This is a genomic window from Ensifer sp. LC384, assembly GCF_001695865.1.
GTDB lineage: Bacteria > Pseudomonadota > Alphaproteobacteria > Rhizobiales > Rhizobiaceae > Ensifer.
Genome location: NZ_MBST01000008.1, coordinates 167917 through 181495 on the forward strand (window position 1 = coordinate 167917; position 13579 = coordinate 181495).

General features: G+C 57.9%; 12 protein-coding genes. 5 read left to right on the top strand and 7 right to left on the bottom strand.

The genetic code is table 11. The annotated features are described in order from the left end of the window. The 4 genes from BC363_RS09660 to BC363_RS09675 form a co-directional block, all read right to left on the bottom strand. The gene (locus BC363_RS09660) at positions 1 to 189 is read right to left on the bottom strand and encodes a hypothetical protein (RefSeq protein WP_065785886.1); all 189 of its coding nucleotides are present in this window, start codon (positions 187 to 189) and stop codon (positions 1 to 3) included. Continuing rightward, positions 186 to 1127, bottom strand: coding sequence for a carbohydrate ABC transporter permease (locus BC363_RS09665; RefSeq protein ID WP_065785885.1), 942 nt, complete (start codon positions 1125 to 1127; stop codon positions 186 to 188). Before BC363_RS09665 ends, BC363_RS09660 begins: the two co-directional genes overlap by 4 nt. Next, positions 1124 to 2071, bottom strand: a complete 948-nt coding sequence (locus BC363_RS09670) for a sugar ABC transporter permease (protein ID WP_065785884.1) — start codon at positions 2069 to 2071, stop codon at positions 1124 to 1126. Before BC363_RS09670 ends, BC363_RS09665 begins: the two co-directional genes overlap by 4 nt. A gap of 203 nt (positions 2072 to 2274) precedes the next feature. Then, positions 2275 to 3612, bottom strand: coding sequence for an extracellular solute-binding protein (locus BC363_RS09675; protein ID WP_065785883.1), 1338 nt, complete (start codon positions 3610 to 3612; stop codon positions 2275 to 2277). Positions 3613 to 3901: 289 nt separating this feature from the next. On the opposite strand from BC363_RS09675, the gene BC363_RS09680 reads away from it, so the two are divergent. Further along, complete coding sequence (locus BC363_RS09680; RefSeq protein ID WP_065785882.1) at positions 3902 to 4924, top strand: LacI family DNA-binding transcriptional regulator; 1023 nt, start codon at positions 3902 to 3904, stop codon at positions 4922 to 4924. A 263-nt stretch (positions 4925 to 5187) separates the two neighbouring features. Here the strand turns inward: BC363_RS09680 and BC363_RS09685 are convergent, their stop codons facing one another. Beyond that, on the bottom strand, positions 5188 to 5985 hold the full coding sequence (locus BC363_RS09685) for a DUF1194 domain-containing protein (RefSeq protein ID WP_065785881.1): 798 nt from the start codon (positions 5983 to 5985) through the stop codon (positions 5188 to 5190). A 404-nt stretch (positions 5986 to 6389) separates the two neighbouring features. On the opposite strand from BC363_RS09685, the gene BC363_RS09690 reads away from it, so the two are divergent. From BC363_RS09690 to BC363_RS09705, 4 genes are read left to right on the top strand one after another with little or no spacing between them, the layout of a single operon-like run. Then, a complete protein-coding gene (locus BC363_RS09690) occupies positions 6390 to 6647 on the top strand; it encodes a hypothetical protein (protein WP_065785880.1) in 258 nt (85 codons plus the stop codon). A gap of 38 nt (positions 6648 to 6685) precedes the next feature. After that, positions 6686 to 8635, top strand: coding sequence for a PrkA family serine protein kinase (locus BC363_RS09695; RefSeq protein WP_065785879.1), 1950 nt, complete (start codon positions 6686 to 6688; stop codon positions 8633 to 8635). Between the two features lie 24 nt (positions 8636 to 8659). Beyond that, a complete protein-coding gene (locus BC363_RS09700; protein ID WP_065785878.1) occupies positions 8660 to 9976 on the top strand; it encodes a YeaH/YhbH family protein in 1317 nt (438 codons plus the stop codon). A gap of 12 nt (positions 9977 to 9988) precedes the next feature. Then, positions 9989 to 11530, top strand: coding sequence for a SpoVR family protein (locus tag BC363_RS09705; RefSeq protein ID WP_065785877.1), 1542 nt, complete (start codon positions 9989 to 9991; stop codon positions 11528 to 11530). A 106-nt stretch (positions 11531 to 11636) separates the two neighbouring features. Here BC363_RS09705 and BC363_RS09710 read toward each other — a convergent pair whose 3' ends face one another. Beyond that, positions 11637 to 13160, bottom strand: coding sequence for an amino acid permease (locus BC363_RS09710; RefSeq protein WP_065785876.1), 1524 nt, complete (start codon positions 13158 to 13160; stop codon positions 11637 to 11639). A 35-nt stretch (positions 13161 to 13195) separates the two neighbouring features. Further along, complete coding sequence (locus BC363_RS09715; protein WP_065785875.1) at positions 13196 to 13555, bottom strand: DUF1937 family protein; 360 nt, start codon at positions 13553 to 13555, stop codon at positions 13196 to 13198. Between the last annotated feature and the right edge of the window lie 24 nt (positions 13556 to 13579).

Here is a 13579-nt window from a genome sequence, read left to right on the forward strand (position 1 = left end):
TTACTCCGGAAAGTGGCTGACGATGATGAACATGACCGTGCCCACCAGGGTCACGATGAACGAGTAGGAAAACATCGACAGCACGAACGGTTGCATCAGCATGAACACTCCGAGCGCAATGAGGATCGATGCGACCATTTCCCATGCGCCGCGCCGGAACCCGCGCAACCCTTTGATAAAATAGGTCATTTGCGAACAGCTCCAAATGTGATGCCACGCAGCAGGTGCTTGCGAAGGACAATCGTGAAAATCATGACGGGTACGAGGAACAATGTTGCACCCGCGGCCACGGCCGGCCAGTCCTGGCCGCCGACGCCGATGATCGTGGGAATGAAGGGTGGGGCCGTCTGGGCTGTGCCAGAGGTCAAGAGAACGGCAAAGGCATATTCGTTCCAGGCAAAGATCAGACAGAAGATCGCCGTTGAGGCAATGCCGGTCATGGCTTGCGGAAGGACGACCTTGTAGAAAGCCTGAAACCGGGTGTACCCATCGATCAGCGCCGCTTCCTCGTATTCGATCGGGATTTCGTCGATGAAACCCTTAAGCAGCCAGACCGCCAGCGACAGGTTGACCGCCGTATAAAGCAGGATCATGCCGAGATGGGTGTCGTTGAGGCCAAGCGAGCGGAACATCAGGAAGATCGGGATCGCCACGGCGATCGGCGGCATCATGCGCGTCGACAGGATAAAGAATAGCAGGTCATCCTTGAGCGGCACCTTGAAGCGGGAGAAGGCATAGGCCGCCGCAGTGCCCAGGACAATGCACAGCACGGTCGAACCGAAGCCAATGATCATCGAATTGGAGAAACGTTCCATGAAGCGCGACGGGCCGGCGATGACGAAGCCATCCTTGCGCACGATGCGGTCGTACCAGGTCGTCGGTTCCCCAAGGGCTTTCACATCCTCTTCCGTTGCCCGCGTGCGGGTGGTGAAGAGGTTCACGTACCCTTCAAGGGTTGGAGAAAAGAACGTTTTGGGCGGATAGGCGATGGCGTCGGACGGTGACTTGAAGCTTGTTCCGATGATCCACAGAAGCGGCAGGATCGTGATCAGGGCGTAGAGAACCACAAGCGTTCCCGCGAACAATTTCTGGCGACCCGAAGGTTCCGTTACGGAGTAGCTGCTCATCTCTGTTTCACCTTGTTCAGAGCCTTGACGTAGATCGATGCGAGGCCGAAGACGGTCACGAAGAGGATGACCGCGTAGGCGGACGCATAACCCGTGCGCCATTTTTCGAAGGCTTCGCGTTTCAGGTTGATGGATGTCAGTTCGGTGGTCGATCCGGGGCCACCGCCGGTCAGTTGCACCACGAGGTCGAACATCTTGAAGTTTTCGATGCCGCGGAAAAGGATCGCCAGCATCAGAAACGGAAGGACCATGGGAATTGTGATTGTCCAGAACTGCCGCCATTTGCTGGCGCGGTCGCATTCCGCCGCCTCATAGATGCTGCCGGGGATGGACCGTAGCCCCGCCAGGCAAATCAGCATGACGAAAGGCGTCCACATCCAGGTATCGACGATTACAATGGCCCACGGTGCCAGCGACACGTCGCCAATCATCGAAAAGGCGGACGGGTCGGTTCCGGTGAGGAAACCCACCGCGTAATTGAACAGGCCGATCTGCGGCTGATAGAGAAATGTCCAGAAGTTGCCGACAACCGCCGGGCTGAGCATCATCGGTAGCACGATGATCGTCGTCCACATGTCGTTGCCGCGAAATTTCTTGTTGATCAGATAGGCCAGCGTGAAGCCGATCAGAACCTGGAGGACGATCGTCCAGATCAGGAAATGGGCCGTTGCCTGCATCGTCTGCCAGATATCCGCGTCTGTCAGGATATTGATGTAATTCTTGAGCCCGACGAAGCCGACCTCGGCGTTCGGTCGGTTGACCCGGAAATTGGTAAAACTCAGCCGGATTGTCCATATCAACGGAAAGATGTTGACGGCGAGCAGCAGGAGGATCGACGGCGCGACAAAAAGCCAGGCAATGGCCCGATCCGAGAGTCCTTGAATGCGTTTGGCAACGACAGGCGGCGTTGCGCGTGCCGCCCGTTCGATCGATGAATCGAGCATGGTGGTCCCCTAAATCATAAGCAGATTGGTTCGCGGGACCGGCCAAAGAGAGCCGGTCCCGCACCGACACCTGAAACCGCAGGGAGGCACGCGGTCAGTGTCTAGAGCATTTCCAGGAAAAGTGCGAAGCGGTTTTCCGTCTGGAAATGCGTAGAAACAAGGAGATAGAGCGTTTCTGTGACTCCGTTTAAACCGGAAACGCTCTAGTATTTGCCTTCGTCATCGAAGATCTCGGTCCAATCGGCAACCAGGCCGTCAAGCGCTTCCTTGGCCGTGCCCTGACCGGCGACGACGTAGTTGTGGAAGCGTTTTTGCGAGGCTTGCAGAAGCGAGGCGTAGGACGGCTCCGCCCAGAAGTCCTTCACGATTGCCATGGAATCCAGAAAGGTCTGCGCGTAAGGCTGGCTCTTGGCAAAGCCGGGGTCTTCAACGACCGCGCGCAATGCGGAGTAGCCACCCAGCTGCCACCATTTGGCCTGGATATCCGGTTGAGCAAACCATTTGATATATTCAAGGGCAGCATCCTGCTTGTCGGATGCTGCGACCACGGAAATACCCTGGCCGCCCAGCTGTGCAAACTGCGCGCCGCCCGGGCCAGCCGGATTCGGGAAATAACCAGACTTGTCGCCACCGACCTTGGGGTCGGCATTGATGCCGGGCCAGGTGAACGCGAAGTTCATCTGCAGGGCAACCTGGCCGGACTTATAAGCGTCGATGTTCTCGGACATGTAAGCGTCGGACGATCCGGGAGGAGCGCAGCAATTGTAAAGTTCCTTGTAGAATTCCAGACCTTTCACGGACTTGTCTGAATTGACATATCCTTCGAGCTCATAGGGCTTGGCCGGATTCTGATATTCGAAGCCATAGCTGTAGAGCACGTCCATCGCGCCCATTGTGATGCCTTCGGACCCGCGTTCGGTATAGATCGCAGCGCCGTAAACCTTGTTGCCGTCGATCTCGCGATCCTGGAAAAATTCGGCAATATCCTTGAGTTCCGCAAGCGTCTTCGGGACGGCGAGATCGCGGCCGTATTTCGCCTTGAATTCGGCCTGCAGTTCGGGGCGCGAGAACCAGTCCTTGCGGTAGCTCCAGCCGACGACGTCGCCGAATGCAGGGAGCGCCCAGTAGTTCGGCGTACCCTTCGGCCATTCGGCATAGCCTGTCACGGTTGCCGGAATGAAATCGCTCATCTTGATGCCTTCCTTGTCAAAGAAGTCATTGAGCTTAACGTATTGGCCGTTTTCCGCTGCGCCGCCGATCCATTGGCTGTCACCGATCATCAGGTCGCATAGCTTGCCGCCGGAATTCAGCTCGTTGAGCATACGGTCAGCAAAGTTGGGCCAGGGCACGAATTCGAAGCTCATCTTATGGCCGGACTTGGCTTCGAAATCCTTGCTGAGCGCGACGAGCGCATTGGCCGGATCCCAGGATGCCCAGCACAAAGTCAGGTCTTCTGCTTGCGCTGACGTCGTCGCTCCGAGGGTTAACAGCGCAGTGGCAACGCCAGCCCCCAGTACCGACTTGAAATAGCAATGCGTCATGAAACAATCTCCTCCCGTGCGGCAGCCCGACCTCCATCGGCACGTGCCTTACGCTCTCGATGAGCAACAATAGGCGCAAAGAGTCTGCCTTTTCGGGCGCGCGCCTCCTCCTCCAACATCGGGACTTTCGCCATTGGGCCGGCTTTGTCACCGTGTTGTCAGTCATATAATTGAGGTGCGCACCTCAGCGCAAGGTTTTTTTGAGGTGCGCACTTCAATTTCTTGCATTTTTGCTTGCGCTGTTGGAGAAGAGGCGGTGGCGACAGCAGGGGGATGGTGAAGGAAGATGATGCGACCGACGGCGAAAGACCTGGCGGAAGCAGCCGGAGTGAGTTTGGCGACTGTTGATCGAGTGCTGAACGAACGGCCGAATGTCAGTGCTAAAGCCGCACAAAAAGTGCACGAAGCCATTGAAAGGATTGGCTTCGTTCGCAATCCAGCGGCCGTTGTCCTGGCCCGCAACAAGCTCTATCGCTTTCGCTTCGTTCTCCCAAGCAAAGGCGATCAATATCTTCTGGAGTTGCTACAATGTGTCCGGGAGGCCAGTCAGACGCTCAAATCCGAGCTGACAGAAGTAACCGTGGATCAAATTCCAACGGATGATCCGCATCAGCTTTCACGCCATCTGGCTTCGATCGAACACGAAGCGGTGGATGGCGTCGCCGTCATGGCGCCTGAGTCACCACAGGTCCGCGACGCGCTCAGCCGGCTGATGTTGCGGGGCATTCACCTGGTTCAGTTTCTATCCGGGCAGGAAAAGTTGGAAACCGCGGACTTTGTTGGTGTCGACAACTTCGCAGCTGGTGCAACAGCGGGCAAGATTATCGGCCGTTTCCTCGGCAGGGAAGTCGGCAAGGTGATGATCGTTGCGGAAACGATGGTGGCGCGGGACAGTATCGAGCGCCGTCGCGGCTTTGACAGTATCATTAATCAACAGTTCCCTGGCCTGACAAACCTCCCGTCGCTTGAGACTTATGGGGATGAACGCCGGGCCACGGCGATCATACGGCAAGTCCTGGAACATAATCCGGATATCAAAGCGGCGTATATCATGAGTCCGGAAAGCCGCGTGCCTGTCACTGCGATCAGGCAGAATACTGACGCGCGAAGGATCGTCATTGTTGTCCACGAGCGCACGCCCTTCAGCGAAGAAGCTCTCCGCAACGACCAAATCGATACAATTATCGCACAGGACCCCGGGCACGCAGTGCGCAGCGCTATCCGCATCATGCGCGCGCGCACCGACGAGCGCGAACCCATCGCGTCACAGGAAAAAATCCGTATTGAGGTCCTGCTCAAGGAGAATCTGTGATTGAGGGATGCCAAGTGCGCATCCGCGTGCCTGCGTGACGAGTATGATGGCCAAGGCGCGCTTTGAATCGGGTTGCCATTTGAATCGTCGACAGGATCGCTGCCGAGTGCCTCGGCGATTATTAATCGAAATGGTCTTTTTGTTAATTAACGAGACTGTCTATCTAACGGTCTCTGCAACCAGAACCTTGGTACGAATCCCGTCAAGGCGAGCGGATTGAGACATCGGTTCTTGAACCTCAGCAGACATCTCTGCGCACAGAGCTATTGTCCTATGCGGCGCTCCTGCATTTCTTCGCCCACAAAGCAATTGTAGTCTGCTCGGTCGTCGACGCGTTGCAATAGTGGCTCGAACTGCCTCAGGTTGCTCACGCTCGGTCCAAGTATCTCGACGATGAGCTTGCTGAGAATAGCCTCCGCAAAGTCGCCAGGATCCGACACTTTCAACAGAAAGGCCCCATCTCCACCGATCACACAATTCTCATAATAAGCGTCGAGGTCCGGAATCGATGCGGAATCCTGGCGCGTCAACATGATGGGCAGTCCATCAATCACGATGCCTTGGGCGACAGTCGAATTACGGGCAACGGGCGCCGGCACACCGGCGTTGTTCGGCCCATCTCCCGATATGTCGATCACGCGTCGCATTCCCTGGAACGGGTTAATTAGAAAGAGGCTTCGTGAAAACGCCAGCGTGTTGGAAATCGAGGTGAACGATATCCTCCTCATCGGTTGCTGGCGCAGAGCATCTGCGAATTGACCCGCGGTGCTGGGGCCGTCGATTAGCGTCCAGGGTATGATCTGGACAGCCGAGCCACCCCACTCAACGTATGTCACTGCGATTTTGCCGACAGGTCCGCTCCGTATTGCATTGACGAGTTCAGGCTGGAGAAATGCACTCACATAGCCCTGACGTTGAGTTCGTTGTTCGTCGATGTCCATTGAGTAGGAGACATCAACCGCAAGAACCAGCTCAAGATCGACGCCGAATGGAGAAAGTTGGGCGGGCGTGCTGCCCCCCAGAAGGCCAAAGCAGACAAGAAGCGCGCATTGCCGTTTCATCGCGATAGGAAGCCCGGTGCGTCAGAGAAAACATTTTTACCAGGTGTTGTTGGCTCCGTTGAGATCGGCCTAGCTATAACAAGCGGAATCATTCCTCCCGCCTTTAGAACCTGGAGTTCGAGATCAGTTTCGATAGCTGCCTTGCAAGCTAAGCTTTTCTGCTCCACCAGGTTTTCGATGGTGACCGCCTGCTCATCTCCACTGCATAATTCCTTAAATCGGAATCGATTTAAGGACAAAATTATGCAGCAACTCAAACTGTTACAGCGACCTTTGCGCGTCTAAATAGATGCGCGGCGCTGTAGGCGCTCGTCTTTGGTGTAAATCGTGAGGGCCCTCCATCGGGAGGTCATATAGCGGATCGCCTTGGCGAATTCGCTCTTGCCGGTCGGAGTTCAGACCCAATGCCCTTTCGGCTGCCGGTGAGCGGTTCCGAAGGAATTGGTTACGAGATCGCGGCGTGCATAGGCCCAACACGCCACCTGGGTCAGACACATCTTGCCGGTGATCACATTGCTCTCATAGAGCTTGTCGAAGCCCGCATGGGCGTCGGCATACAGAAAACCAAGGCACTCCGGCAGAAAATGCTGGGCACGCGCCCTTTTGTGAAAAAATACAGGGAACAAACGCGGCTCAATTTCGTTGAAAAGATGTGGCCGTAGGAGAAGCGCGTGACTTCCGGCGACTGCGGGAGAGTTCCATGAGAGTTAGTGATGGCGATGTTTTCGACCTTTTTTCAAAAATTTACGCGAGCGGAGCACACGAGGAGTTAAGTCTACAGGAATATCTCCTCGCCTGCCGCGACGACAGGAACATGTATGCGACGGCGCCGGAGCGCATGGTGGCTGCCATCGGCGAGCCGAAGTTGATCGACACGAGCGCGGATGAGCGCCTCGGCCGGATTTTCGCTAACCGCACCATCAAGATCTACCCCTCCTTCTCGGACTTCTATGGAATGGAGGATACAATCGAGCGGATCGTCGGATATTTCCGATATGCCGCTCAGGGGCTCGAGGAACGCAAGCAGATCCTTTACCTCTTGGGGCCGGTGGGTGGTGGCAAGTCGTCGCTTGCCGAACGTCTCAAGAAGCTGATGGAGCAGCAGCCGATCTACACGTTGGCCATCGACGGCAAGATAAGCCCCGTCTTTGAATCGCCCCTTGGCCTGTTCAGCCGCGACCGTATGGGAGATCTGCTCGAAGACAAATACGGAATTGCGAAGAGGCGGCTCACCGACCTGGTATCGCCTTGGGCGACCAAGCGGCTGGACGAAATCGGCGGCGACATTTCGAAATTCAGCGTCGTCAAGCTCATGCCCTCGCGGCTGCGCCAGATCGCCATCGCCAAGACGGAACCGGGCGACGAGAACAACCAGGACATTTCCGCGCTGGTCGGCAAGGTCGATATCCGCCAGCTCGAGAATTTCAGCCAGGCCGATCCCGACGCCTATTCCTTTAGCGGCGGGCTCAACAGGACCACGCAAGGGCTGCTCGAATTCGTCGAAATGTTCAAGGCGCCGATCAAGGTTCTGCATCCACTGCTCACCGCCACGCAGGAAGGAAGCTACAACGGCACGGAGAACTTCGGCGCCTTCCCCTACCACGGCATCGTACTTGCCCATTCCAACGAGTCCGAATGGCTGCAGTTCAAGCACAACAAGAACAACGAGGCCTTTCTCGACCGGATTCTGGTCGTCAAGGTTCCCTATTGCCTGCGTGTCACGGAGGAACGGCTGATCTATGAAAAGCTGCTTCGCGAGAGCGAACTGGCGGAGAGCCCCTGCGCGCCCGAAGTGCTGGAGAACCTTAGCCGCTTCACGGTGGCGACGCGCCTTGCCCTGCACGAGAACTCTCCGACCTATACGAAGATGCGGGTCTATGACGGCGAAAACCTGAAGGATACCGATCCCAAGACGAAGTCCCTGCAGGAGTACCGCGATGCCGCGGGCGTCGATGAGGGCATGACCGGCGTCAGCACCCGCTTCGCCTTCAAGGTGCTATCGGAGACCTTCAACTACGACACCAAGGAGGTCGCGGCCGATCCGGTTCATCTGATGTATATCCTGGAACAGGCTATCCGGCGCGAGCAGTTTCCCAAGGAGGCCGAAGCGAACTATCTCGATTTCATCCGGTCGGAACTCGCCGCCCGTTATGCCGAGTTCATCGGTCACGAGATCCAGAAGGCCTATCTCGAATCCTATAGCGAATATGGTCAGAACCTGTTCGACCGTTACATCTCTTACGCGGATGCCTGGCTCGAAGATCAGGACTTCAAGGATCCTGATACGGGTCAGATCCTCAATCGCGAGATTCTCGACAGCGAGCTGTCGCAGATCGAAAAGCCTGCCGGGATCGCAAACCCCAAGGATTTCCGCAACGAAGTCGTAAAGTTCACCCTGCGTGCCCGCGCCAGGAACAACGGGCGCAACCCCGCCTGGACAAGTTACGAAAAGCTCCGGGAAGTGATCGAGAAGCGCATGTTCGGCCAGGTCGAGGACCTTTTACCGGTCATCAGCTTCGGCTCGAAGAAGGACAGCGCGACCGAGAAGCAACACGCTGAATTCGTTGAACGCATGACCGAACGGGGCTACACCGAGCGTCAGGTCCGGCGGCTCGTTGACTGGTACATGCGGGTCAACAAGGCCGGTTGACGATGCGGAAGCGGGGGTGGGCACATGCCGAATTTCATCGATCGCCGGCTTAACCCTAAGGACAGGAGTCTCGGCAACAGGCAGCGCTTTTTGAGGCGGGTCCATGAGGAATTGAAGCGGACGATAAGGGATCAGATAAAGTCGGACAGGATCACCGATGTGGACGCCGCCCACGGCGTTCCGATCCCGAAGCGTGGTGCGGACGAGCCCAGTTTCCAGCATTCGAGGACCAGCGGCGAGCGGCACTATGTCCTGCCCGGAAACGAGACCTTTTCGCCGGGAGACCGACTTAGGAAGCCGGAAACAGGCGCTGGTGGAGGGCGCGCCGGCCCCGGACGGGGCGAAAACACGGACGACTTTCTCTTCGCGCTGTCGCGCGAGGAAGTGCTCGATCTTTTCTTCGAAGATCTGGAGCTTCCGGATATGGTGAAGCTGAGCCTGCGGGAAACCGTCAGCTACAAGTCCCATCGCGTCGGTTTCTCGACGGTGGGCACGCCCAGCAACATCAATGTCGGACGAACGATGCGCAACAGCTTCGGGCGCCGCATGGCCCTGCGTCGCCCGAGCGAGAAGGAATTTCAGGCGCTTGCCGACGAGATCGCGGCGTTGGAAAGGGAGGAGCAGCCATCCCCGCAGCAGCGCCACAGGCTCTCGCACCTGCGCGAAGAACTGGAAGTGATCGAACGGCGGCGGCGGCGTATCGCCTATGTCGATCCCGTCGACGTGCGGTTCAACCGTTTCGAACGTCAGCCTTTGCCGAATGCGAGCGCGGTGATGTTCTGCCTGATGGACGTCTCCGCTTCAATGGGTGAGCGCGAGAAGGATCTTGCCAAGCGCTTCTTCGTTCTCTTGCACCTGTTTCTCAAGCGTCGTTACGAGCGGATCGACATCGTGTTCATCCGCCACACGGACGAGGCGCGGGAAGTTGACGAGGAGACGTTTTTTTTCAGCAAGCAGAGCGGCGGCACGATCGTTTCCACGGCGCTTGAGGAAATGCTGCAGGTCATCGAGGACCGCTATCCCTCCAATCTCTGGAACATATATGCGGCCCAGGCCTCCGACGGCGACAATGCCAACGGCGACTCGGAGCGGTGCGCCGAGCTTCTGCGGGAATCGCTCATGCGTCTGTGCCAGTATTACGCCTATGTCGAGATCATAGACGAGCGCGAAAGCGAGATCTTCGGGTCGACGGACAACGGCACCTCGCTCTGGCGCGCCTACCGCAAGGTCGACAGTGCGGTACCGAATTTCCAGATGACGCGCGTTGCACGGCCCGCCGACATCTACCCCGTCTTCCGCAAACTCTTTGCCCGGCATCAACCCGTTCAGCTGCGCAGGTGAGGGGAAGATCGAATGGCAAGACGGCCAGCCTCCACCCTGCTGTTCGACGGTTCCGAATGGAACTTCGCGACGCTTTCGCGCGCCTATGATGCGATCGAGGCGATTGCGATCGGTGAGATGGGGCTGGACGTTTATCCGAACCAGATCGAGATCATCTCCTCCGAACAGATGCTCGACGCCTATTCGTCCGTCGGCATGCCGCTGATGTATCAGCACTGGTCGTTTGGCAAACGCTTCGTTTTCGAAAGCCAACTCTATCAAAAAGGCTATCGCGGGCTGGCCTACGAACTCGTGATCAACTCCAATCCCTGCATCACCTATCTCATGGAAGAAAACACGATGCCGATGCAGACGCTGGTCACCGCGCATGCGGCCTTCGGCCACAATCACTTCTTCAAGAACAACTATCTGTTCCGCCAGTGGACGGATGCCGGCGCGATCCTCGGCTACATGGACTTCGCCAAGAAATACATCGCCAAATGCGAGGAGCGGCATGGTCTCAACGCGGTGGAGGAGATTCTCGATTCGGCGCATGCCCTGCAGGATCACGGCATATTCCACTATCGCCGTCCCCCCCGGCTCTCATCGGAAAAGGAGAGGGAGCGGGCCCGGGAGCGGCTGGAATACGAAGAACAGACCTATAGCGATTTATGGCGGACGCTGCCGACGGCAGCCGGAAGTTCCGGTATCGAGGAGGCGAAGCGCGAGGCTTTGGAACGGAAGAAGGTGCTTAGCCTACCCGAGGAGAACCTGCTCTACTTCCTCGAGAAGCACAGTCTGATCCTTGAGCCGTGGCAGCGCGAAATCTTGAGGATTATTCGCGTTATCGCGCAATATTTCTACCCGCAAGGTCAGACCAAAGTGATGAACGAGGGATGCGCGACCTTCGTCCACTATTCCATTATCAATAGACTGTTCGATCAGGGCAAGATCAGTGAAGGCGCAATGTTGGAGTTGCTGGCAAGCCACGCCAATGTTGTTTTTCAGCCGGGCTTTGACGATTCCCGCTTCTCCGGCATCAACCCTTACGCGCTGGGCTTTGCAATGATGCAGGATATCGAACGCATCTGCACCATGCCGACGGAGGAGGATCGAGACTGGTTCCCCACCATCGCCGGCAACGGCAACTGGATGAGCACGCTGATCGACGCCTGGGAGAACCACCGCGACGAGTCCTTCATTCTGCAATATCTGAGCCCGGCGCTGATCCGAAAATTCCGCCTGTTTCGTCTCTCTGACCGCGCGGCCAACAAATTTTGTGAAGTCACTTCCATCCATGACGAGCGGGGCTACTCTGCCGTGCGTGCCGCGCTCGCTCGGAATTATGACCCGATGGCCCATAGACCGGACATACAGGTGGTCGATGTCGACCTGCTGGGAGATCGGCAGCTTCGATTGAAGCACGTGATCAAGAACGGCATTTTGCTGGAGGAAAGCAATCGAGACGCGACTCTCGCGCATATAAGCCGGCTTTGGGGATATGAAGTGAGCCTGGCAGGCATCGACGCGTCGACCGGCAAAGTCCTTTATGAATGCTCCTCCACGGGAGCGTGACCGCAAGCGAGCGACCCTGCTGCCCGCGTCGCTTCGTTTTTTCATATCCCTTTTCGAAGCGGGTGATCGGTCAATGGCATTTGGCCCCGGCCGATCAACCCTCAATCTATTCCGCAGGTGTCGAAGCGAGTTCGGCGCCGCGGTCCGCGTCGAGGATCGCGTCGATGGCGATCAGTTCCGGCATTTTCAGCCCGCTTGCGCCGCGTGAGGCCAGTAGGTAACCGAGGTACAGCGCGCCGATCGCGAACATGATGGCGACGTAGGACCAGGGCTTTGCGAAGGACGCATCGCGGAAGATCGCAAGCTCGAAGGTGAGCCATGCGATGGCGAGGACGAGCACCGGCAGTTCCCAGGCGCCCAGCGAAAAGCCCTGGCTCGGTGGCAGCTGATGGCGCTTGACGGCATACATCAGCACCGTCACGGCATAGATGATCGCCGGAAGCAGTGTGGCGGCCGAGAAGAGCGAGAACAGGGCGTCTGTCTGCTGCGAGAACAGGGCGAGGATGATTTCGCCGATGGCGGCGACGAAGATCGTCGCATTGACCGGCGTGTGCAGCGTCGGGCTGATCTTGTGCCACAGCTGCCAGCCGGGGAAACGCTCATCGCGCGACATGGCCCAGACGAGGCGGGTACCGCTCAACAGGATGACGAGGCCGCACGAGAAGATCGATATGACGACCAGCACGAGCAGGAAATTGCCGACGATGGGACCAAGAACGCGGGAGATGACGTCGGCGATGGGGGTTGCCGAAGAGCCGACGGTGGTGGGATCTCCGAGAAGGGCGGTGATGGCGATCAGGAACAGCATGCCGATGATGCCGAGGCTGAGCACCGCCTGCCACATGGCCCTCGGCACGACCCGCGCCGGCTCCTGTGTTTCCTCGGCGAGATTGGCGGCGGACTCGAAACCGACGATCGTGAATGCACCCAGCAGCGTTCCCATGATCCAGGGGCCGGCCTTGGTCAATTCACCGAAGGCATAGTAGCCGTCGCCAGGCACGTTGCCGGTGCTGAAGAGGTTGGCGAAATCGAGCTCGTTGTTGATGTAGCCGACGGTGAAGAGCAGGACCACGAGCCCGATCATGCCGATGAGCTGGATGGTGACCGCGATCGCGTTGAAGCGCTGGGTGAACCTCGTCGAGAAGGCGATCATGACGGCCTGAGCGATGATGACGAGGCTGGTGATCCACCAGGCGTTGGTGGGGGTGCCCTCATAGCCGAACATGACCGGTAGCACGGTGGAGGCAATCGTATAGTCCACCGCGCACAAGACGATGGCGAGGAAGGTGAAGCTGATCCAGCCCATGATCCAGCCGAAGACCGGGTTGGAGATGCGCGAGGCCCACTGGTAGACATAGCCTGTGACCGGGATACGGGCTGCGAGCGAGCCGAGGATGAAGGCGACCATCAACTGGCCGACGACCACCACCGGCCAGGTCCAAATGCCCATCGGGCCGGACGTCGACCGCATCGCGCCATAGGCGGTGAAGATGCCGGTCGCGATCGACACGAAGCCGAAGGCGACGGCGAAGGATTGGAATGCCGTGACGTCGCGCTTCAGCCTGTCGTGCTGGCTTGCATGATGGGAAGACGGCCCGGACGCGGGCCGCGCTTGGGTATTGCTGTTCATAGTTCCCCTCCTGTTTCAGGTTTGTTGATTTCAGGTCACGCCGGAAAATCGCTCTGCGCCTCGCTCCAGAGGCTGACGCGGCGGTTGCGCTCCTTGAAGAACTCGATCTCGCGTGCGACACCGGCGCTTTCCTTCCAGCCGGGCTCGTCGATGACGATCAATTCCTCCATCGCGTCCATGAACACGGCGTCGACGGGGGCCCAGAGCGCGCCGATCGCCGCCTTGTCGAGATGGGCGAGATGCGCGTTGATCGGATGGGACATCGACACTTGGCTGAAGACGGTGGCGCCGTTGCGCACGATGCGGGCAGCCACCGCGTTCGAGATGTCGAAGCGCCGCTCCACGACGGCTTTGTCCGTATGCCCGTAGGGGCATGCGAGAAAGATTTTTCGCATGTAAAACTCCATGTTGTTCTTGTG